Origin of the sequence: Burkholderia sp. MSMB617WGS (assembly GCF_001532025.2) — a bacterium.
Lineage (GTDB): Bacteria > Pseudomonadota > Gammaproteobacteria > Burkholderiales > Burkholderiaceae > Burkholderia > Burkholderia savannae.
This window is the reverse complement of record NZ_CP013458.1, coordinates 732,019-752,187: the sequence shown is the minus strand read 5'-3', so window position 1 is coordinate 752,187 and position 20,169 is coordinate 732,019. Positions and strand designations below refer to the sequence as shown.

The following is a 20,169-nucleotide window of genomic DNA, read 5'->3' as shown; positions in this document are numbered from 1 at the left end:
GGACGACGGACGCGGCGGCGGCGACGCGTCGGCGCGACGGCACGAATCGGCGGCGCGGCCCCCCGCCGCCGCGGTTCACGAGCCGAACCCCATCTGCTCGCGCCCCAGCTCGGTCAAATCGCCCGCCTGGGCACGCCCGGCGAAATCGGTCTCGAAGTGATCGGCCGGAAAATCCGGCGGGCTCTCGCCGCGCAGGAAGCTCGGCAACTGCCGCTTCAGATACGCGTCGTTCTTCGCGCAGCCGGGCGCCGACGCGATGTACATCACGTTGCTGTAGCCCGTCCCGCGATGCGCGTCCTCGACCGCGTGCACGACGTCGCCGTGCCAGAACACCGCGTCGCCCGGCTGCATCTGCGGAATCGGCACGAGCGCGGCGAGCAGCGGCGCATGCCACGCCGGCAGCACCGACAGCGCGCGGCCCGGCTGCGCGCCGCACAGGTCGTCGTCCGGCACGTCGTCCTGCAGCGCGCGCAGCACGACGTAGGCCATCGCGTTCGCGATCGGGATCAACTGCAGCGTGCCGTCGCCCGGCCCTTGCGGCGTCAGCGCGGTCCAGCCCTGAAACGTGCGGAACATCGAGCAGACGGCGGGCGACGGAATCTCCTCGACGTCCGGCCGGAACGCCGCGTCGAACGGATCGTACGCGCGCCAGTCGCCCGCGAGCACGTGCCGATAGACGCGCCGGAAATTCGTCCCGAGCCAGCGCTCGACGGAGCCGCCGTCGACGTGCGGCGACAGCCCGAGCGACGACGAGCCCGGCGGCCGCCGGCGGATGCGGTCCGCGTAGGTCGGCACGCGCGCCGGATCGAAATGCACGCGCCCTTCGCTCTGCGCGCGCCACAGACGGTTCAGGAACACGCGCGCCTGCGTCAGCTCGGGCGACTGGCGCGCGGCGATCTGCGGCTTCGACCAGTAGATGCCGTAGATCTGCGGCTTGCTCGACGCGAGCGTGCCGAAATAGCGGTCCTCGGCGCGATGCGCGAGCTTGTCGTCGAGCCGGTTCGACTCGACGTACGCGGCGATCTCGTCGTTCCAGTCGCTCGCCCGCCGTTCGTCGAACACGCCGCGAATCACGCACGCGCCGCGCGTTCTCAACGCGGCGAGCGACGCCGGATCGACGCGGCCGGCGGCAATGTCGGCGAAGCGCAGCACGGCGATCGTGTCACGGCCTTGCGCGCGATCGGTCAGGATCGCGTCGGCCTGCCGCGCGATTTCGCCTTCGAGCTCGCGAAACACCCGAGCGCGGTTCGGCAGCGCGGCGCGCAGCACCGCTTTCGTCGTGCGGATCGCCGCCGGGAGGTCGTCGATAGGGAACGGCATCGGATGTCTCCTGGATCGGGTTCTGGATGGTGCGGCGTGCTTTGACGCGCCCATTCAGCGTAGATCGCCCGATCCGCTCGAAGCGATGCAATCGCGCCGACTATCGATACGATGACGCCAATCGCCCGGACAGGCGTCCTGCGAAGGCCCACGTGACGGCCGCGCAGCTCGGCGCGGGCGTGGAAGCGGCGACGCGTGCGCGAAGGCACGACTCGCGCCGTCGCGACGAACGCACCCGGTGGACCGCGGGCGGCTTGTCCGCCGCCGCTCGCGTGGAGAAATCGCGCCGCGCGATCAGCGCGCCATCGTCGGCGGCGCGAACATGTAGTGTTCGCTCGAGAACATCGCCGCGCGATGCTCGTCGCACAGCGATCGGGCCGTCTCGCGCGAACGGGGCGTGCTCGACGCCGCCGCGGCGTTGTAGGCGGCCATCGCGACGAGCGCGCGCACCCAGCCTGACGACGCGCCGTCCTGCGCATGGACGGGGACGGGCTGCGCCCATTGCCGGCAGTCGGCCGCCGCCGATCGCTCAGGCATCGCACGCGCGGCCCTCAGCACGTTGTCCTCGGCAACGCCGGCGGCCGCGCCCTCGATCGACAGTGAACAGGCCAACGCCGCCACAAGCCCCATTGCGCGCATATGCCGTACCCCGCAAGAAAAATGTAATGTCGCCATTCTAGACGCGTGCGCACGGCGCCGTTTGCCATTTTGCCGCGCGCAGCGACGGCCGCTCTCCCGCGCATGCGAGCGCCGTCGCCGCGCGCGCGGCGGCCGTCGAAAGATCTTGCGAACACGTGCTCGCGTTCCCCCCACCGTTCGGCGGCGCGCACACTTACTCCGGCTCGTGGCAGCATACGCACAGCTTGTTGCCGTCGAGATCGCGAAAGTACGCGCCGTAGTAGTTCGGATGGTAATGAGGCCGCAAGCCGGGCGCGCCTTCGCTCGCGCCGCCCGCCTGCAGCGCGAGCGCGTACACGCGGTCCACTGTCGCGCGGTCGGCCGCGAGGAACGCGGTCATCTGGCCGTTGCCGGGCGCGGGCGGCGCGCCGTCGAACGGCCGGCCGATCAGGAACAGCGGACGCGGCGCATCGGCGGGCTTCCAACCCGTCCAGCCGTGCGGATCGCGAAACTTGAGCTCGAGCCGCAGCGCGTCCATCAACGGCTCATAGAACGCGAAAGCGCGTTCGATATCGGTTACGCCCATGCAGACATGTGAAAACATTCGCGTGCCTCTCGTGTCGTCGAGATTCGGCGATGATGCCACGCGCGCGCGCCGCGCGAGCGGACGGAGGCCTGCGTGAAGCCGCGCTACGAACGGGTCGCGATCCCCGACGGCTGCTCGGTCCGCGTCTTTCGGCGCCGGCTCGCGCAGATTCCGTACGAATGGCATCACCACCCCGAATACGAGCTGACGCTCACGCTGAACAGCCGCGGCAAACGCTTCGTCGGCGATCATGCCGCCGATTACGCGGGCGACGACCTCGTGCTCGTGCCGCCGAACCTGCCGCATACGTGGGCGTCGGACGAGCGTATCGACCCGGATGCGCCGCTCGTCGCGCTCGTCGTGTGGTTCGACGGCGACTGGGCGCAGCGCGTCGCCGCCTGCTGCCCCGAATTCGCCGGCCTGCGCACGCTGCTGCGCCGGGCCGCGCCCGGGCTCGCGTTCGGGTCCGACGCCACGGCCGAGATGCGCGCGCGGCTGCCCGCGCTCGTCGATCGCGCGCCGCGCGTGCGGCTCGCGGCCGCGCTCGACGTGCTCGCTTTGCTCGCCGACGCGCCGGCGACGCCGCTCGCGACCGCCGCCGCCTACCGCGCCGCCGACGACGCGGCGCTCGCGCCCGAAGCCGAGCGGCTCGACCGCGTGCTCGATCTGCTCGACCGCCGCTTTCACGAGCCGCTGCGCGTCGCCGAGCTCGCGGCGGTCGCGCACCTGTCCGAGCGCTCGCTGCAGCGGCGCTTCGCGCAACACGTCGGCGAAAGCATCGGCCGCTATCTGCAGCGGCTGCGGCTCGCGCACGCGGCGCGGTTGCTCGCGTCGACCGGCTGGCCCGTGTCGCTCGTCGCGACACGCTCCGGCTACGCGAATCTCGCGAACTTCAACCGCCAGTTTCTCGCCGCGCGCCGGATGACGCCGCGCGCCTACCGGCAGTTCCTCGCCGGGCCCGGCCGCACGCCCGACGAAGCGCCCGCGCGCGACGCAAGCATCGACGTGCGCCCGCCTTCGCTCGAGCGCGGCTCGTCTAGCGGCAAAACGCGTCGCCGAAAATAAAACACCCCGACGGGCAAACCGTCGGGGTGTTCGATGCAGCGTGGTGCGCGGCGGGCTAGCCGCACGCCGCGCAAGCCGTCGATCAGCGCTGACCGATCGGCTTCGCCGCACGCGGCGTTTCGCCGATGAACAGCTGCCGCGGACGGCCGATCTTCTGCTCGGGATCGGCGATCATCTCGTTCCACTGCGCGATCCAGCCCACCGTACGCGCCATCGCGAAAATGCAGGTGAACATCGAAGTCGGGATGCCCAGCGCGCGCTGGACGATGCCCGAGTAGAAGTCGACGTTCGGGTACAGCTTGCGCGACACGAAGTATTCGTCTTCCAGCGCGATCTTCTCGAGCTGCATCGCGAGCTTGAACAGCGGGTCGTCGTGCAGGCCCAGCTCGTTCAGCACTTCGTAGCACGTTTCGCGCATCAGCTTCGCGCGCGGATCGTAGTTCTTGTACACGCGGTGGCCGAAGCCCATCAGCTTCACGCCCGAGTTCTTGTCCTTCACCTGCTTGATGAACTCGGGAATGTTGTCCGGCGTGCCGATCTGCTCGAGCATGTTGAGCGCGGCTTCGTTCGCGCCGCCGTGCGCCGGGCCCCACAGACACGCGATGCCGGCCGCGATACACGCGAACGGGTTCGCGCCCGACGAGCCCGCGAGACGGACCGTCGACGTCGACGCGTTCTGCTCGTGGTCGGCGTGCAGGATCAGGATGCGGTCGAGCGCGCGCACGAGCACGTCGTTGACCTGGTATTCCTCGCACGGGTTCGCGAACATCATGCGCATGAAGTTCGCGCTGTACGACAGATTGTTCTGCGGATACACGAACGGCTGGCCGATGCTGTACTTGTACGCCATCGCGACGAGCGTCGGCAGCTTCGCGATCATGCGGATCGCCGACACTTCACGGTGGCGCGGATCGTTGATGTCGAGCGAGTCGTGGTAGAACGCGGACAGCGCGCCGACCGCGGCGACGAGGATCGCCATCGGGTGCGCGTCGCGGCGGAAGCCGCGGAAGAAGAACTGCATCTGCTCGTGCACCATCGTGTGCTTCGTGACCGTGGCGACGAACTCCTTCTTCTGCGCCTCGTTCGGCAGCTCGCCCTTCAGCAGCAGATAGCAGGATTCGAGGAAGTCCGCGTTCTCGGCGAGATTGTCGATCGGGTAGCCGCGATACAGCAGCTCGCCCTTGTCGCCGTCGATGTACGTGATCGCCGAGTTGCACGACGCCGTCGACATGAAGCCCGGGTCATACGTGAACTTGCCGGTCTGGCCGTACAGCTTGCGGATATCGATCACGTCCGGGCCCATCGTCCCCTTGTAGATCGGCAGTTCGACGCTCGGCGAATTATCGCTGAACGATAGCGTGGCTTTAACATCAGACGGGGTCATGACACATCCTCAATCGAAAATAGAAACGGATTCGATAACGGGCACAACGCTCTCAAACGCTGCGCAGCATCTCCAGCAGCCTGGACATGTCCGGGCCGGCAAGGTCGCCTTCTGGTTCCTTGCGCGCGAGCAGCAAGTCCATCAGGTCGTTGTCGCTTAGATCCAGCAGGCGCGACAGTGCGCTCACGTCTGCGTCGCTGAGGTCGTGCTCGTGTCTGGCAAAGAAACGCTCGAAAATCAGATCGTTCTCCAGCAGACCGCGCCGCGCGCGCCAGCGAAGCCGCGCGCGGCGATGCGGGTCGGATTGATGCGACGATTCGCTCATGTCAGACCGCGCGGCGCACCATCAATTCCTTGATCTTGCCGATCGCCTTCGTCGGGTTCAGGCCCTTCGGGCACACGTCGACGCAGTTCATGATCGTATGGCAGCGGAACAGACGGTACGGATCGTCGAGGTTGTCGAGGCGCTCGCCCGTCGCGCGATCGCGGCTGTCCGCGATGAAGCGATACGCCTGCAAGAGGCCCGCCGGGCCGACGAACTTGTCCGGATTCCACCAGAAGCTCGGGCACGACGTCGAGCAGCTCGCGCACAGAATGCACTCGTACAGGCCGTCGAGCTCGTCGCGCTCTTCCGGCGACTGCAGACGCTCCTTCTCGGGCGGCGGCTCGTCGTTGATCAGGTACGGACGGATCGAATGGTACTGGTTGAAGAACTGCGTGAAGTCGCAGATCAGGTCGCGCACGACGGGCAGGCCCGGCAACGGACGCAGCACGATCTTCTGCGGCAGGTCGTTCAGGTTCGTCAGGCACGCGAGGCCGTTCTTGCCGTTGATGTTCATTGCGTCCGATCCGCACACGCCTTCGCGGCACGAGCGGCGGAACGACAGCGTCTCGTCGACCGACTTCAGCTTGACGAGCGCGTCGAGCAGCATCCGCTCGTGCTGGATCTCCAGCTCGTACGACTGCATGCGCGGCGCGGCGTCCTTGTCCGGATCGTAGCGGTAGATTTCGAAAATGCGTTTGGCCATTTCAGATTCCTTTGCGCTGGCTTAGAACGTACGCGCCTTCGGCGGCACGGACTCGACCGTCAGCGGCTTCATTTGGACGGGCTTGTAGTCGAGGCGATCGCCTTCGCTGTACCAGAGCGTGTGGCGCAGCCAGTTCTCGTCGTCGCGGTGCTCGTAGTCGCTGTGCGCGTGTGCGCCGCGGCTTTCCTTGCGCGCTTCCGCCGACACCATCGTCGCGCGCGCGACCTCGATCAGGTTCGCGAGCTCGAGCGCTTCGACGCGCGCGGTGTTGAACACCTTCGACTTGTCCTTCAGGTGGACGTTGGCGGCGCGCTCCGTCAGGCCCGCCATCTGCTCGACGCCTTCCTCGAGCAGCGCGGACGTGCGGAACACGCCGGCGTGCTTCTGCATCGTCGCGCGGATGTCGTTCGCGATGTCCTGCGTGTACTCGCCCGACGTCGACTTCTCGAGCTTCGCGAGGCGCGACAGCGAGAATTCGGCGGCGTCCGCGGGCAGCGGCTTGTGCTCCTTCTGGTTCTTCACGTGCTCGACGATGTGGTTGCCGGCCGCGCGGCCGAACACCACGAGGTCGAGCAGCGAGTTCGTGCCGAGACGGTTCGCGCCGTGCACGGATACGCACGAGCATTCGCCCACCGCGTAGAAGCCGTTGACCGGCTCCTTGTGGTCGCGCGACGTGCCGACGACCTGGCCGTGAATGTTGGTCGGAATGCCGCCCATCTGGTAGTGGATCGTCGGGACGACCGGAATCGGTTCCTTGATGCAGTCGACGTTCGCGAACTTCAGCGCGATCTCGCGGATCGACGGCAGACGCTTCATGATCGTCTCGGCGCCGATGTGCGACAGGTCGAGCAGCACGTGATCCTTGTTCGGGCCGACGCCGCGGCCTTCCTTGATTTCCTGGTCCATCGAGCGCGACACGAAATCGCGCGGCGCCAGATCCTTCAGCGTCGGCGCATAGCGCTCCATGAAGCGCTCGCCGTTCGCGTTGCGCAGGATGCCGCCTTCGCCGCGCACGCCTTCGGTGATCAGCACGCCCGCGCCGGCCACGCCGGTCGGGTGGAATTGCCAGAATTCCATGTCCTGCAGCGCGATGCCCGAACGCGCGGCCATGCCGAGGCCGTCGCCCGTGTTGATGAACGCGTTGGTCGACGCCGCGAAGATCCGGCCCGCGCCGCCCGTGGCGAACAACGTGGTCTTGCCTTCGAGGATGTAGACGTCGCCCGTTTCCATTTCGAGGGCCGTCACGCCGAGCACGTCGCCGTCCGCGTCGCGAATCAGGTCGAGCGCCATCCATTCGACGAAGAACTGCGTCTTCGCCGCGACGTTCTGCTGATACAGCGTGTGCAGCAGCGCGTGGCCGGTGCGGTCGGCCGCCGCGCACGCGCGCTGCACCGGCTTCTCGCCGTAGTTCGCGGTGTGGCCGCCGAACGGACGCTGATAGATCGTGCCGTCGGCGTTACGGTCGAACGGCATGCCGAAGTGCTCGAGCTCGTACACGACGTTCGGCGCTTCGCGGCACATGAATTCGATCGCGTCCTGGTCGCCGAGCCAGTCGGAGCCCTTGATCGTGTCGTAGAAGTGGTAGTGCCAGTTGTCTTCGCTCATGTTGCCGAGTGACGCGCCGATCCCGCCTTGCGCGGCGACCGTGTGCGAACGGGTCGGGAACACTTTCGACAACACGCAGACGGAGAGGCCCGCGCGCGACAGTTGCAGCGACGCGCGCATCCCCGAGCCGCCCGCGCCGACGATCACCACGTCGAACTTGCGACGCGGCAGGGAAGTTTTGATTGCAGCCATTCTTTAAACTCTCCAGAGAATCTGCGCAGCGTAGCCCGCGCACGCGAGCAGCCAGACGATGGTCAGCGATTGCAGCAGCAGGCGCACACCGACGGGCTTGACGTAGTCCATCCAGATGTCGCGCACGCCGACCCACGCGTGATAGAAGAGCGAAAGCAGCGTGACGAAGGTCGCGAGCTTCATCCATTGCGTCGCGAAGATCGACGCCCAGCCCTCATACGAGAAATCGCGCGCGGTGAAGAACCAGACGAGCAGAATGACGGTGTAGATCGCCATCACGCAGGCGGTGACGCGCTGCGCGAGCCAGTCGCGCAGACCATAGTGAGCGCCGACGACGAGGCGCTTCGAGCCGATACGGTTATTCGCTGCCATTTTCTTAGAATGCTCCGAACAGTTTGAGCGCGACGGCGATCGTGAGAATGCTCGACACCGCGAGCACGACGACCGACGTCTTCTTGCCGCGTTCCTTCGACACCGCGTCGTGGTTCATGTCCATCAGCAGATGGCGAATCCCGGCGCAGAAGTGGAACAGGAACGCCCACGACAGCGCGAGGACGATCAGCTTGACGATGATGTTGGAGAGGAACGCCTTGAAGACCTCGAAGCTGAGTTCGGACGTCAGGCTCTGGTCGAAGAGGTACAGCAGGAAAGGAAGGAACAGGAACAGCAGAGCGCCGCTGACCCGGTGCAGAATCGAAACCCGAGCCGCGAGCGGCATACGGTACTTGAGCGTGATGTCGCCGAACCCGATGTTCCGGTACTCCGGCCTCGGCTTTCTTACTGTTTCAGACATGCTAGACCCCTACTATGTTGTCACACTAATCCGTGATTTTAGCGCCTTTTTATTTCGCGCTGCAGCGAAAGCTCTGCTCTGGAGCGTTGCATTTCACGGTATAAACGCTTCACGAAACGTGCTACGCACATGGGGCACGCAATTACCTGTCGTTTCGCCTTACCTTGATTCAGGCTACGCCTTACCCTGAACCCGAATGTCAGCTCAAATCGTTCTGATAGTAGTACCCGGTTGTGACATACCATCCGCGCCGCACTTCGACGGGACGATCGCCATACGTGTACGACACGCGCTCGACCGACAAGAGCGGGAAGCCGGGCGGCACGCCGAGCAGATCCGCGACGGCGGGCTCGGCCGCGATCGCGCGGATCTTCTCGCTCGCGCGGATCATCCGGGTGCCGAACTCGCTCTCGAACATCGCGTAGAGCGGCCCCTTGTAATCGCTCAGGCGCTCGAACGTGAGCCCGCGGAACATCGCGCCCGGCAGCCAGATCTCGTCGAGCACCGTGTCGACGCCGTCGAACTCGAGCACGCGCCGCACCTGGACGACGGGGTCGGCCGGCTTCAGGTCGAGCTGGCGCGCGATCTCGGCGGGCGCGCGCATCCGCCGGCATTCGAGCAGGCGGCTCACGTGCGGATGCTCGGCGCCGTCGTCGGCAAGCAGGCGCAGAAACCGGAATTGCGCGCGTTCCTCGCTGTGGGTCGCGACGAACGTGCCCTTGCCCTGGCGGCGCACGAGCAGGTTGTCGGCCGCGAGCTCGTCGATCGCCTTGCGCACGGTGCCCTGGCTTACCTTGTAGCGGCCGGCGAGCTCCACTTCGCTCGGGATGATCTCGCCGGGCTTCCACTCGCCCGCCTCGAGGCTCTGCGTGATGAGCGCCTTGATCTGCTGATAGAGCGGGCTGAAAGTCGGCGAAGGCGCGGCCGCGGCCTCGCCGCCGGGCTGCGTGGAGCCGGCCTGGCCGTTCGGATTGGGTGCGCTCGCCTGATTGGAAGTCATGGCGCGCATTTCATCACGAATCGCGCTTTTCCGTCTAGAATTTTCCCTGCAAAACATCTGTCTTATATAAGACATAAGATACTGTTTGACTTTACCCGTGCCGGCTCCTAAACTCCGGGGCGAGCAAGGGTTCGCGGGGCTGCGGCGCGTCCCGGGCCACGTGCCTCTGCCTATCTTCAGGCGTCGTCGCGCATGCATGCCGCGAGTCCTCCGCCCTGCTTTAAAGCAACGCTTCGCGTAACGCGCATAAAATGGCGTTTTCCCTAGCGTCCCACGCTCAATGTCCTGGAGATTTTCAATGGCTAAGCCCGCAAAGCGCGTTGCCGTCACCGGCGCCGCAGGTCAAATCGCTTACTCGCTGCTGTTCCGCATCGCGAACGGCGACCTGCTCGGCAAGGATCAGCCGGTCATCCTGCAACTGCTCGACCTCCCGCAAGCTCAAGCCGCCGTCAAAGGCGTCGTGATGGAACTCGACGACTGCGCGTTCCCGCTGCTCGCGGGCGTCGTGATCACGGACGACCCGAAGGTCGCGTTCAAGGACGCCGACGTCGCGCTGCTGGTCGGCGCCCGTCCGCGCTCGAAGGGCATGGAGCGCAAGGATCTGCTGTCGGCGAACGCCGAGATCTTCACGGTCCAGGGCGCGGCGCTGAACGCGGTCGCGAGCCGCGACGTGAAGGTGCTCGTCGTCGGCAACCCGGCGAACACCAACGCGTACATCGCGATGAAGTCGGCGCCGGATCTGCCGAAGAAGAACTTCACCGCGATGCTGCGCCTCGACCACAACCGCGCGCTGTCGCAGCTCGCCGCGAAGTCGGGCAAGCCGGTCGCGTCGATCGAGAAGCTCGCCGTGTGGGGCAACCACTCCCCGACGATGTACCCCGACTTCCGCTTCGCGACCGCCGAAGGCGAATCGCTGCTGAAGCTGATCAACGACGACGTCTGGAACCGCGACACGTTCATCCCGACCGTCGGCAAGCGCGGCGCGGCGATCATCGAGGCGCGCGGCCTGTCGTCGGCGGCGTCGGCGGCGAACGCGGCGATCGACCACGTGCGCGACTGGGTGCTCGGCACGAACGGCAAGTGGGTCACGATGGGCATTCCGTCGGACGGCTCGTACGGCATCCCCGAGGACATCATCTACGGCGTGCCCGTCACCTGTGAAAACGGCGAGTACAAGCGTATCGAAGGCCTCGAGATCGACGCGTTCTCACGCGAGAAGATGGACGGCACGCTCGCCGAGCTGCTCGAAGAGCGCGACGGCGTCGCCCACCTGCTGAAGTAAAGCGCTTCGTCCGGGCCCGCCGCGCCGCGGCGGCCCGGACGGCCGGCGAGCCGGGCGTCGCGCCCGGCCGCGCCGGCCACCCGAATCGATCCGATTCGCACGGGCTTTACGCCCGGCGCCGCACGCCGGCCGCCGTCGCAGAGCCCGCACGAATCCGATTTTCACGCTGGCCCCGATCCTGACCTGACGCAGAAGAACCGATGTCCGCGCTCACTCCCGCAGAAGTGCTGTACGAAGGCGTTGCGCCGCCCGCGATCCCGCCATGCTGCGACCATTACGCGGGCAGCGAAAAGCTGATGCTGAAATCGCTCGCGCTGCAGGCGGAGCTCGGCCCCGTCTTCGACATCACGCTCGACTGCGAGGACGGCGCGGCCGTCGGCCGCGAGGCCGAGCACGCGGCGCTCGTCGCGGCGCTCGTCGGCGGCGATGCGAACCGCTTCGGGCGCGTCGGCGCCCGGATTCACGACATTTCCCATGCCCACTGGCGCGACGACGTCCGCATCATCCTGCGCGCGGCGCGCCCGCCCGCCTACCTGACGCTGCCGAAGGTCGGCGGCGCGGCCGACGCGGCCGAGATGTGCGCGTTCATCGAGGCTTCGCGCGTCGAGCTCGGCATCGCGCAGCCGATCCCCGTCGACGTGCTGATCGAGACGCACGGCGCGCTCGCCGACGCCGCGCGGATCGCCGCGCTGCCGGGCGTCGCGACGCTGAGCTTCGGCCTGATGGACTTCGTGTCCGCGCATCACGGCGCGATCCCGGACGACGCGATGCGCGCGCCCGGCCAGTTCGACCATCCGCTCGTGCGCCGCGCGAAGCTCGAGATCGCGGCCGCGTGCCATGCGCACGGCAAGACGCCGTCGCACAACGTGACGACCGAGGTGCGCGAGATGCGCGTCGTCGCGAGCGACGCGCGCCGCGCGCGCGAGGAATTCGGCTATACGCGGATGTGGAGCATCCATCCCGCGCAGATCCGCGAGATCGTCGCGGCGTTCGCGCCGCGCGCGGGCGAAATTGCGCGCGCGACCGAGATCCTGCTCGCCGCGCAGGCCGCCGACTGGGGGCCGACGCGCCACGGCGACGCGCTGCACGACCGCGCGAGCTACCGGTACTACTGGTCGGTGCTGCGCCGCGCGCGCGCGGCCGGCCAGCCGCTGCCGGCCGCATCGGCGCCGCTCTTTCGCGGCGAAGACGAACGCACGACGGGGCAACACGAACGATGAACGGTGCACGGGGCGCAAAAACTGAATTCGACGGGCCAAATAGGTGAAAATAGCGGCCGCTGCGCGCTTCCGGGGCGCGTGCAGTTCAACCCGGTGGACGAGCTGTGCGTCCGCCCTTTCAACCGATTAAACGTAAGGTTCTGACTCCATGAAGAAACTGCTGATCGCCACCGTCATCGGCGCTCTGTCCGCTACGATGCTCGCCGCGGCGCCGAGCGCGTTCGCTCAGGATTCGTCCACCACCGCGAAGAAGGCCACGCCGAAGCGCCCCGCGCCGAAGCGTCACCTGATCCCGCGCAGCAAGAAGGCGCAGGCGCGCGCCGCCGCGAAGACCGATCCGATGCCGGAAGGCGCGGTCAAATGGTCGTGCAAGGACGGCCTTTCGTACGACCTGGCCGGAGACATGAAGCGCGACCAGATCGTCACGGTCCACTGGGCCAACAAGAATTACAAGCTGCCGCGCCAGCAGACGACGACGGGCGCGGACGTGTTCTACGACCCGGCAAGCGGCATGAAGCTCGTCGTGATCCCGACGAAGGGCATGCTCTTCAGCGACAAGGACGACAGCCGCCTCGCCGACGAGTGCCAGACGCCCGAAATGGCGGCCGGCAACGCCGTCGCGCCGACCCAGTCGAACGAGCTGAAGCCGGCGAACTGAGGTCGATCCCGACAGCAACCATCTTGCATGGGACCAGAGTCGGCGCCGAAGCGCCAACACTGGTCGACAGGAGCTTCGATGTCCGCCCCGATCCCGAACGTCCGGCCAGAGCCGGATTCAGTGCTAGTCGATATCGCCGACTACGTGCTGAACCATCGCATCGACAGTGCGCTCGCGCTCGAAACCGCGCGCCACTGCCTGATCGATACGCTCGGGTGCGGGCTCGAAGCGCTGTCGTATCCCGCCTGCACCAAGCTGCTGGGGCCGATCGTGCCGGGCACGATCGTGCCGCACGGCGCGAAGGTGCCCGGCACGCCATTCCAGCTCGATCCGGTGCAGGCCGCGTTCAACATCGGCGCGGCGATCCGCTGGCTCGACTTCAACGACACCTGGCTCGCGGCCGAATGGGGCCACCCGTCCGACAACCTCGGCGGCATCCTCGCGACGGCCGACTGGCTGTCGCGCACCGCGATCGCGGCCGGCAAGCGTCCGCTCGCGATGAGGGACGTGCTCGTCGCGATGATCCACGCGCACGAGATCCAGGGCTGCCTCGCGCTCGAGAATTCGTTCAACCAGGTCGGCCTCGACCACGTGCTGCTCGTGAAGGTCGCGTCGACCGCGGCCGTCGGCCGCCTGCTCGGCCTCACGCGCGACGAGCTGATCAACGCGCTGTCGCTCGCGTTCGTCGACGGCCAGGCGCTGCGCACTTACCGCCACGCGCCGAACACCGGCTCGCGCAAGTCGTGGGCGGCGGGCGACGCGACCTCGCGCGCGGTGCGCCTCGCGCTGATCGCGAAGACGGGCGAGATGGGCTATCCGTCCGCGCTCACCGCGAAGACCTGGGGCTTTTACGACGTGTCGTTCGGCGGCAGGCCGTTCCGCTTCCAGCGCCCGTACGGCACGTACGTGATGGAAAACGTGCTGTTCAAGATTTCGTATCCGGCCGAATTCCACGCGCAGACGGCCGTCGAGGCCGCGATGGCGCTGCACGCGCAGCTCGCGGCCGCCGGCCGCTCGACGGACGAGATCCGCCGCATCACGGTGCGCACGCACGCGGCGGCGATCCGCATCATCGACAAGCAAGGACCGCTCGCGAACCCGGCCGATCGCGATCACTGCATCCAGTACATGATCGCCGTGCCGCTGCTGTTCGGCCGCCTCACGGCCGCCGACTACGAGGACGCGGTCGCGGCCGATCCGCGGATCGACGCGTTGCGCGCGAAGATCGCGTGCGTCGAGGACCCGCAGTTCACGAAGGATTACCACGATCCGACGAGGCGCTCGATCGCGAACGCGCTCGCGGTCGAGTTCGACGACGGATCGACGCTCGCCGAAGTGACGGTCGACTATCCGATCGGCCACATGCGGCGGCGCGCCGACGGGATTCCGCTCCTCATCGACAAGTTCAGGGCGAATCTCGCGCGCCGGTTCCCGGCGAAGCAGCAACAAGCGATTCTCGACGTGTCGCTGGACCAGGCAAAGCTCGAAGCGATGCCGGTCGATGAGTACGTCGATCTGTATGTGATCTAGCCGTCAAATACAGAGTTCTTTCCTAGCCTTAAACCCAGGAAATCACCATGGCCCACAATCTCCACAAAACACTCAAGGAATTCGACAGCGGTTCCGGCAAAGGCAAGTTCTACTCGCTGCCGAAGCTCGGCAAGGAACTGAAGACGAAGATCGAGCGCCTGCCGGTCTCGATCCGCATCGTGCTCGAATCCGTGCTGCGCAACTACGACGGCAAGAAGATCACGGAAGAGCACATCGAGCAGCTCGCCAACTGGAAGCCGAACGCGAAGCGCGTCGACGAAATTCCGTTCGTCGTGTCGCGCGTCGTGCTGCAGGACTTCACGGGCGTGCCGCTGCTCGCCGACATCGCGGCCATGCGCGGCGTCGCGAAGCGCGCGGGCAAGAATCCGAAGAAGATCGAGCCGCTCGTGCCGGTGGATCTCGTCGTCGACCACTCGGTGCAGATCGACTACTTCCGCCAGAAGGACGCGCTCGACCTGAACATGAAACTGGAATTCCAGCGCAACAACGAGCGCTACCAGTTCATGAAGTGGGGCATGCAGGCGTTCGACACGTTCAAGGTCGTGCCGCCGGGCGTCGGCATCGTTCACCAGGTGAACCTCGAGTACCTCGCGCGCGGCGTCCACAAGAAGAAGGACGACGGCGACGCCGTCTACTACCCCGACACGCTCGTCGGCACCGACAGCCACACGACGATGATCAACGGCATCGGCGTGGTCGGCTGGGGCGTGGGCGGCATCGAGGCGGAAGCCGGCATGCTCGGCCAGCCGGTGTACTTCCTCACGCCCGACGTCGTCGGCGTCGAGCTGAAGGGCAAGCTGCGCGAAGGCGTGACGGCCACCGACCTCGTGCTCACGATCACCGAAATGCTCCGCAAGGAGAAGGTCGTCGGCAAGTTCGTCGAATTCTTCGGCGAAGGCACGAAGACGCTCGCGCTGCCGGACCGCGCGACGATCGCGAACATGGCGCCGGAATACGGCGCGACGATGGGCTTCTTCCCGGTCGACGAGAAGACGATCGACTACTTCAAGGGCACGGGCCGCACGAAGGCGGAAATCGCCGCGTTCGAGAACTACTTCAAGGCGCAGGACCTATTCGGCATTCCGAAGGCGGGCGAGATCGACTACACGAAGACGCTGACGCTGGATCTGGCGAGCGTCGCGCCGTCGCTGGCGGGCCCGAAGCGTCCGCAGGACCGCATCGAGATCGGCAACGTCAAGTCGACGTTCACCGATCTGTTCTCGAAGCCCGTCGCGGAAAACGGCTTCGCGAAGAAGGCGGACGACCTCGCCGCCGAGTACAAGACGAGCAACGGCGTCGCCGTGAAGAACGGCGACGTGCTGATCGCCGCGATCACGTCGTGCACCAACACGTCGAACCCGAGCGTGCTGCTCGCCGCCGGCCTGCTCGCGAAGAAGGCCGTCGAAGCGGGCCTCACCGTCGCGCCGCACATCAAGACGTCGCTCGCGCCGGGATCGCGCATCGTCACCGAATACCTGACGAAGACGGGCCTGCTGCCCTACCTCGCGAAGCTCGGCTTCGAAGTCGCCGCGTACGGCTGCACGACCTGTATCGGCAACGCGGGCGACCTCACGCCCGAGCTGAACGAAGCGATCACGAAGAACGACGTCGTCGCGGCGGCCGTGCTGTCGGGCAACCGCAACTTCGAAGCGCGCATCCACCCGAACATCCGCGCGAACTTCCTCGCGTCGCCGCCGCTCGTCGTCGCGTACGCGATCGCCGGCAACATCACGAAGGATCTGATGACCGAGCCGGTCGGCCAGGGCAAGGGCGGCCGCGACATCTACCTCGGCGACATCTGGCCGACGAGCGAGGAAGTCCACGCGCTGCTCAAGTACGCGCTCGATCCGAAGAAGTTCGAGGAGAACTACGCGCAGCTCACGAAGAAGGGCGACCTCTGGAGCAAGATCGAGGGCGAATCGGGCCAGGTCTACGACTGGCCGAAGTCGACGTACATCGCGGAGCCGCCGTTCTTCGGCACGGAATTCTCGATGGAGCCGGCCGACGAGATCGTCACGGTCAAGGGCGCGCGCGCGCTCGGCATCTTCGGCGATTCCGTCACGACCGACCACATCAGCCCGGCAGGCTCGATCAAGGAAGATTCGCCGGCTGGCAAGTGGCTGAAGGAGAACGGCGTGCAGAAGGCCGACTTCAACAGCTACGGCTCGCGCCGCGGCAACCATGACGTGATGATGCGCGGCACGTTCGCGAACGTCCGGATCAAGAACCTGATGATCCCGGCGAAGGCCGACGGCTCGCGCGTCGAGGGCGGCCTGACGATCCACCAGCCGAGCGGCGAACAGCTGTCGATCTACGACGCGGCGATGAAGTACGTCGCCGCCGACACGCCGACCGTCGTGTTCGCGGGCGAGGAATACGGCACGGGCTCGTCGCGCGACTGGGCCGCGAAGGGCACGCAGTTGCTCGGCGTGAAGGCCGTGATCGCACGCAGCTTCGAGCGTATCCACCGTTCGAACCTCGTCGGCATGGGCGTGCTGCCGCTGCAGTTCAAGGGCTCGGACAGCATCCAGTCGCTCGGCATCACCGGCGACGAAACGTACGACATCGAAGGGCTCGGCGACGACTTCAAGCCGCAACAGGACGTCACGCTCGTGATCCATCGCAAGAACGGCGAAACGAAGCGCGTGCCGGTGCTGCTGCGCATCGATACGCCGATCGAAGTCGACTACTACAAGCACGGCGGCATCCTGCCGTTCGTGCTGCGCTCGCTGCTCGCAGCGTAAGCATCCTGTTTTTGCAGGGGCCGCGCAACGCAGCAATGCGTGCGCGGTCGATTTGAAGCCCGGCCTGGCCGGGCTTTTTTTTCAAGCGCCGCCGCGCATGCTTCGAGCGGCCGGCACATGGCCTCGCAGCGCATAGGCATCGACATCGGCATCCGCGTCGACACCTCCGGCGCACGCTCGCCGGCACCCGCGAGCGTCGCGAACGCCCCGCGCGCCACGATCCGTTTGCGCGCCGACTACGACGACTCGTCGCCGCGCGCCTCGATCCGGACCCGCCACGTAAAGTGCGCCAGCGACGTGCATGCGCGATCGGCGATCATGAAATCCACGTCGCAATCGGTCGAGCCGACAGCCACGATCGGCACGCGCCAGACATGCTCGATGACGTCCCGCGTTTCCGGATGCTCCGGATCACCCGGATTCGGCACGACGATCGTCGCGTCGCGCGTCAGCAGCTCGATCGGGCCGACGACGCCCGCATCGTCGGGCGTCATTCGATAGAACAGCACGCGCTTCTCGCCCAGATACGACAGCGCGCCATCGCGCAGATGAAGCGCGTCGCCGGGCACGAGCGGCGCGACAATCCGCCCGTCTTCGCGGCCGAGCGCCGGCTCGGCGCCGCCGCGAATCACGTAGAGATATTTGCTGTCGACAGGCGTCGGCACATCCGGATCGAGACTCGCATCCGGATAGGCGCCGAGCAGCGTCTCGACGTCGGCGATCACGAGCACGTCGAAGAACCGCCCCCGATCATCGACGGATTGATTGGGTTCAGCCATGACCACCTCGCAGCGGAATCGGCGCAAGCGCCGCGCCCGTTCACGCATGCGCGATCGCACCACGCAGCGCGACGTCGACGGCGACCGGCGGAATCGGATTCCCGCCCTCGCGAGCAAGAACGCGTCGACGTCAGTACTTGATCGTGATGGACGGGTCCCACTGATGGCAACCGCAAATCTGGCACCGGCGGTCGAGAATCATGAACTGGAAGTGATACGTCACGCTCCCGCGCTTCAGCACTTCGGACGACCAGAAGTAGTTCCGCACCGTCTGGCATTTCGGTTTCGTCGGGTCCGACGTGTTCGGCACCGGCAGCGACGTCTCCGCCATGCGCGGCGTCGGCGTCGTGATCAGATCGCTGCCCTGGTCGGCGACGAACTTGTAGAAGATCACCGGCTTTTCGAAGCCGAGCGAGATGCTCTGCTCGCGCCACCGGATCAGGTCGCCGACCTCCGCCTTCAGATTCAGCTCGCCGCCGGCCTGCCCCGAGATCGCGTTATCGTTGTTGGTGATCATGTAGATGTACTTCGGATCGCTTAGCAACGGATTCGCCGAATTCATCGCATTCGGATGATTCTGCAGGATGGTTTCCGGATCGACTGCGACGAGCACATCGGTCACACGTGACATGGCGCCTCCAAGTAGTCATGGGTAGCCAGTCAACGCGAACATGCGTGTCGACGATCGAATCGCATCCTACGTATGACGAAACATTCGCATGCCGCATCCATCGAGGTACGAACCGCCGGCGGCTGCGTCCAACTACGAAAGCTCACAGGCGCGTTTTGCCGATATTCGGCATCGGCGCCGCTCGCTCAACGAAGACGCGCATCGATGCCGTCGACGATCCGGTCTGCGATCTGTTCTGCGATCGCCGGTCGGCCGCGCATGCAACGGGTCGAACGGGTGCTGCCGTTGCGGCAACTATCGGTTCCTGCGCGCGGGAATCCGGCGCCACGCGAGCCACACGATCAGCGCGAACAGCACGTATGCGACGGTGAACACCCACGCCGGCAAGTCGTAGTACAGCAGCCGTCCGACCCAGCGCTGCACGAAGCCCTGCGCGCTCGGCGCGCCGGCGCGGAGCCGATCTTCGAGCACGGTCAGCGGGCAATCGACGCCGAGCGCCGCCAGCGCGGCGACCACGCCGATCGCGAGCAGATGCACGAGCCGGAACGTCCGGTCGCGCACCCATCGCCAGCCGAGCGCGGCGCCCGCCCAGATCGCGACGAGCCCGCCGACGATGAACAGCACGATCAGCGCATGCACGACGAGTACGGTATCGGCGAGCCAGGTCATCGCGTCCTTTGCCGCGGCGGCGGGCGTTTCGCGCAGGCGGGCGCCGCGCATCGAGGCGCCGCCCCGCCTCGGTCATTCGTTCCAACGACGTCGGCGCGTGGCCGAGGCGGCGGCAACCGGCCACGTCGATTCCCCATCCGATGACGGCGGGAAGACGAACCGGATCGTTCAATACGCGCGCGGCGGCAAGAGAGGAGCCGCCGTGTCGCGCCGTGCCGCGCACGGGCGTCTTGGCATCCGCCTAAGAAGCATACGCCGATGCCCGAGCGCATCGACTCGGCGATCGACGGCCGGCTTCGACGATCCGCAGGGACTCTGCGACGGCATCGCGCCCGCGCACGTTTGCGCCGCGCACGGGCGGGAGAAAGTGATGAGCGTTGAACGGCCCCGCGACGCGCCGACATGCCGACATGCCGACGCGTGCGAGGCCGGCGCCTGGCCCGGCCGAGCCCGCCGCCGTTGACAGGCGAGAATCGGTCGATTCGGCCGTCAGCTCGCCGGCTTGTCGAGCACCGCGTACCACGAGCACACGACGCCCGCGGGCGCGACGCCGCCCGCTCCATTCGAATGCGGCGCGGTGCGCACGATCGAGCCGGCGAGCGCGGGCCGCTGCTTGACGCCGTTCGGCCAAGCCGGGCTCAGGTAGCCGACATAGTCGTAGATCCACTCCTCGCCGCCCACTTTGCCGCGCCCCTGGAACCTCACGGTATTGGGCGCGCCGTAGTCGATGTAGCCGCTCAGCGTCAGCTCCCAGCCGTCGCCGTAGATGCGCCCCTTGAAGACGCCCATCGGTGCCTTGTCGATCTGGATGTTCGCGCGGCCGAACTCCAGCTTGTCGAAATCCTTCGACAAGTCGGGATTGTTGATCAAGCTGCGGTACGTCCAGATGCCCGCCAGGCTGCCGATTTCCGGGTCGTAGCTCATGTTCGCCCTCCTTGGTCGCGCCCGGCTCGGCTGTTGGGCCGAGCCCGGGTGCATACGTAAAAGAATCGCCGGCGAAGATGCGAGCGACATCGCCGCCGTCGTTCGGCCGCACTCGGCCGC

The 20,169-nt window shown here is 66.7% G+C and carries 20 protein-coding genes; 6 read left to right on the top strand and 14 right to left on the bottom strand.

Translation table 11 applies throughout. The features are described from left to right. Nucleotides 1-75: 75 nt before the first annotated feature. The 3 genes from WT60_RS23660 to WT60_RS23650 all read right to left on the bottom strand — a co-directional run bounded on the left by WT60_RS23660 (nucleotide 76) and on the right by WT60_RS23650 (nucleotide 2,542). Nucleotides 76-1,320: a DUF1479 domain-containing protein gene (locus WT60_RS23660; protein WP_060355667.1), complete on the bottom strand. Its 1,245-nt coding sequence runs from the start codon at nucleotides 1,318-1,320 to the stop codon at nucleotides 76-78. A gap of 294 nt (nucleotides 1,321-1,614) precedes the next feature. Continuing rightward, nucleotides 1,615-1,932 carry a hypothetical protein gene (locus tag WT60_RS23655; RefSeq protein WP_226383157.1) on the bottom strand — a complete coding sequence of 106 codons (318 nt, stop codon included), beginning with the start codon at nucleotides 1,930-1,932 and terminating at the stop codon, nucleotides 1,615-1,617. A gap of 220 nt (nucleotides 1,933-2,152) precedes the next feature. Continuing rightward, nucleotides 2,153-2,542 (bottom strand): VOC family protein, encoded by a 390-nt coding sequence (locus WT60_RS23650; RefSeq protein WP_059642285.1) that lies wholly within the window; start codon nucleotides 2,540-2,542, stop codon nucleotides 2,153-2,155. Between the two features lie 75 nt (nucleotides 2,543-2,617). Between WT60_RS23650 and WT60_RS23645 the strand changes: the two genes are divergently transcribed. Further along, nucleotides 2,618-3,589 carry an AraC family transcriptional regulator gene (locus WT60_RS23645; protein WP_038743519.1) on the top strand — a complete coding sequence of 324 codons (972 nt, stop codon included), beginning with the start codon at nucleotides 2,618-2,620 and terminating at the stop codon, nucleotides 3,587-3,589. Nucleotides 3,590-3,671: 82 nt separating this feature from the next. On the opposite strand, the gene gltA is transcribed toward WT60_RS23645, so the two are convergent. The 7 genes from gltA to WT60_RS23605 form a co-directional block, all read right to left on the bottom strand. Continuing rightward, entirely contained in the window at nucleotides 3,672-4,973 is a 1,302-nt protein-coding gene (gene gltA / locus WT60_RS23640) for a citrate synthase (protein WP_060355666.1), read from the bottom strand. Between the two features lie 52 nt (nucleotides 4,974-5,025). Then, nucleotides 5,026-5,298, bottom strand: a complete 273-nt coding sequence (locus tag WT60_RS23635) for a succinate dehydrogenase assembly factor 2 (protein WP_004528990.1) — start codon at nucleotides 5,296-5,298, stop codon at nucleotides 5,026-5,028. A gap of 1 nt (nucleotide 5,299) precedes the next feature. Then, on the bottom strand, nucleotides 5,300-6,001 hold the full coding sequence (locus tag WT60_RS23630; RefSeq protein WP_038743513.1) for a succinate dehydrogenase iron-sulfur subunit: 702 nt from the start codon (nucleotides 5,999-6,001) through the stop codon (nucleotides 5,300-5,302). Nucleotides 6,002-6,022: 21 nt separating this feature from the next. Next, complete coding sequence (sdhA, locus tag WT60_RS23625; RefSeq protein WP_059576296.1) at nucleotides 6,023-7,798, bottom strand: succinate dehydrogenase flavoprotein subunit; 1,776 nt, start codon at nucleotides 7,796-7,798, stop codon at nucleotides 6,023-6,025. 3 nt (nucleotides 7,799-7,801) lie between these two features. Beyond that, nucleotides 7,802-8,170, bottom strand: coding sequence for a succinate dehydrogenase, hydrophobic membrane anchor protein (gene sdhD, locus WT60_RS23620; protein WP_038743509.1), 369 nt, complete (start codon nucleotides 8,168-8,170; stop codon nucleotides 7,802-7,804). A 4-nt stretch (nucleotides 8,171-8,174) separates the two neighbouring features. After that, complete coding sequence (sdhC, locus tag WT60_RS23615) at nucleotides 8,175-8,591, bottom strand: succinate dehydrogenase, cytochrome b556 subunit (protein WP_038743506.1); 417 nt, start codon at nucleotides 8,589-8,591, stop codon at nucleotides 8,175-8,177. 199 nt (nucleotides 8,592-8,790) lie between these two features. Continuing rightward, on the bottom strand, nucleotides 8,791-9,591 hold the full coding sequence (locus tag WT60_RS23605) for a GntR family transcriptional regulator (protein WP_081989283.1): 801 nt from the start codon (nucleotides 9,589-9,591) through the stop codon (nucleotides 8,791-8,793). Nucleotides 9,592-9,889: 298 nt separating this feature from the next. Here WT60_RS23605 and WT60_RS23600 point away from each other — a divergent pair, with 298 nt between their 5' ends. The 5 genes from WT60_RS23600 to acnA all read left to right on the top strand — a co-directional run bounded on the left by WT60_RS23600 (nucleotide 9,890) and on the right by acnA (nucleotide 17,046). Further along, a complete protein-coding gene (locus WT60_RS23600) occupies nucleotides 9,890-10,873 on the top strand; it encodes a malate dehydrogenase (protein WP_038743502.1) in 984 nt (327 codons plus the stop codon). Nucleotides 10,874-11,073: 200 nt separating this feature from the next. Then, nucleotides 11,074-12,093 carry an aldolase/citrate lyase family protein gene (locus WT60_RS23595; RefSeq protein WP_038743500.1) on the top strand — a complete coding sequence of 340 codons (1,020 nt, stop codon included), beginning with the start codon at nucleotides 11,074-11,076 and terminating at the stop codon, nucleotides 12,091-12,093. Nucleotides 12,094-12,241: 148 nt separating this feature from the next. Then, nucleotides 12,242-12,751: a hypothetical protein gene (locus WT60_RS23590; RefSeq protein WP_038743498.1), complete on the top strand. Its 510-nt coding sequence runs from the start codon at nucleotides 12,242-12,244 to the stop codon at nucleotides 12,749-12,751. 78 nt (nucleotides 12,752-12,829) lie between these two features. Then, complete coding sequence (locus WT60_RS23585; RefSeq protein WP_060355665.1) at nucleotides 12,830-14,281, top strand: bifunctional 2-methylcitrate dehydratase/aconitate hydratase; 1,452 nt, start codon at nucleotides 12,830-12,832, stop codon at nucleotides 14,279-14,281. 47 nt (nucleotides 14,282-14,328) lie between these two features. Then, nucleotides 14,329-17,046, top strand: coding sequence for an aconitate hydratase AcnA (acnA, locus tag WT60_RS23580; RefSeq protein WP_038743494.1), 2,718 nt, complete (start codon nucleotides 14,329-14,331; stop codon nucleotides 17,044-17,046). A 236-nt stretch (nucleotides 17,047-17,282) separates the two neighbouring features. Here acnA and WT60_RS23575 read toward each other — a convergent pair whose 3' ends face one another. The 4 genes from WT60_RS23575 to WT60_RS23560 form a co-directional block, all read right to left on the bottom strand. Next, on the bottom strand, nucleotides 17,283-17,825 hold the full coding sequence (locus tag WT60_RS23575) for an AidA/PixA family protein (RefSeq protein WP_186448653.1): 543 nt from the start codon (nucleotides 17,823-17,825) through the stop codon (nucleotides 17,283-17,285). 130 nt (nucleotides 17,826-17,955) lie between these two features. After that, a complete protein-coding gene (locus tag WT60_RS23570) occupies nucleotides 17,956-18,456 on the bottom strand; it encodes an inclusion body family protein (protein ID WP_038743491.1) in 501 nt (166 codons plus the stop codon). 294 nt (nucleotides 18,457-18,750) lie between these two features. Further along, nucleotides 18,751-19,125, bottom strand: a complete 375-nt coding sequence (locus tag WT60_RS23565; RefSeq protein ID WP_038743862.1) for a DUF2784 domain-containing protein — start codon at nucleotides 19,123-19,125, stop codon at nucleotides 18,751-18,753. A gap of 489 nt (nucleotides 19,126-19,614) precedes the next feature. Continuing rightward, nucleotides 19,615-20,049, bottom strand: a complete 435-nt coding sequence (locus WT60_RS23560; protein WP_059642306.1) for a hypothetical protein — start codon at nucleotides 20,047-20,049, stop codon at nucleotides 19,615-19,617. Between the last annotated feature and the right edge of the window lie 120 nt (nucleotides 20,050-20,169).

Bases quoted from the DNA above. Each gene is read 5' to 3' on its own strand.
- WT60_RS23575 (WP_186448653.1), bottom strand. From the start codon at position 17,825: ATGGCTGAACCCAATCAATCCGTCGATGATCGGGGGCGGTTCTTCGAC.
- WT60_RS23565 (WP_038743862.1), bottom strand. From the start codon at position 19,125: ATGACCTGGCTCGCCGATACCGTACTCGTCGTGCATGCGCTGATCGTG.
- WT60_RS23605 (WP_081989283.1), bottom strand. From the start codon at position 9,591: ATGACTTCCAATCAGGCGAGCGCACCCAATCCGAACGGCCAGGCCGGC.
- WT60_RS23585 (WP_060355665.1), top strand. From the start codon at position 12,830: ATGTCCGCCCCGATCCCGAACGTCCGGCCAGAGCCGGATTCAGTGCTA.
- WT60_RS23560 (WP_059642306.1), bottom strand. From the start codon at position 20,049: ATGAGCTACGACCCGGAAATCGGCAGCCTGGCGGGCATCTGGACGTAC.
- acnA (WP_038743494.1), top strand. From the start codon at position 14,329: ATGGCCCACAATCTCCACAAAACACTCAAGGAATTCGACAGCGGTTCC.
- WT60_RS23630 (WP_038743513.1), bottom strand. From the start codon at position 6,001: ATGGCCAAACGCATTTTCGAAATCTACCGCTACGATCCGGACAAGGAC.
- WT60_RS23635 (WP_004528990.1), bottom strand. From the start codon at position 5,298: ATGAGCGAATCGTCGCATCAATCCGACCCGCATCGCCGCGCGCGGCTT.
- WT60_RS23595 (WP_038743500.1), top strand. From the start codon at position 11,074: ATGTCCGCGCTCACTCCCGCAGAAGTGCTGTACGAAGGCGTTGCGCCG.
- sdhC (WP_038743506.1), bottom strand. From the start codon at position 8,591: ATGTCTGAAACAGTAAGAAAGCCGAGGCCGGAGTACCGGAACATCGGG.
- gltA (WP_060355666.1), bottom strand. From the start codon at position 4,973: ATGACCCCGTCTGATGTTAAAGCCACGCTATCGTTCAGCGATAATTCG.
- sdhD (WP_038743509.1), bottom strand. From the start codon at position 8,170: ATGGCAGCGAATAACCGTATCGGCTCGAAGCGCCTCGTCGTCGGCGCT.
- WT60_RS23660 (WP_060355667.1), bottom strand. From the start codon at position 1,320: ATGCCGTTCCCTATCGACGACCTCCCGGCGGCGATCCGCACGACGAAA.
- WT60_RS23600 (WP_038743502.1), top strand. From the start codon at position 9,890: ATGGCTAAGCCCGCAAAGCGCGTTGCCGTCACCGGCGCCGCAGGTCAA.
- sdhA (WP_059576296.1), bottom strand. From the start codon at position 7,798: ATGGCTGCAATCAAAACTTCCCTGCCGCGTCGCAAGTTCGACGTGGTG.
- WT60_RS23590 (WP_038743498.1), top strand. From the start codon at position 12,242: ATGAAGAAACTGCTGATCGCCACCGTCATCGGCGCTCTGTCCGCTACG.
- WT60_RS23650 (WP_059642285.1), bottom strand. From the start codon at position 2,542: ATGTTTTCACATGTCTGCATGGGCGTAACCGATATCGAACGCGCTTTC.
- WT60_RS23570 (WP_038743491.1), bottom strand. From the start codon at position 18,456: ATGTCACGTGTGACCGATGTGCTCGTCGCAGTCGATCCGGAAACCATC.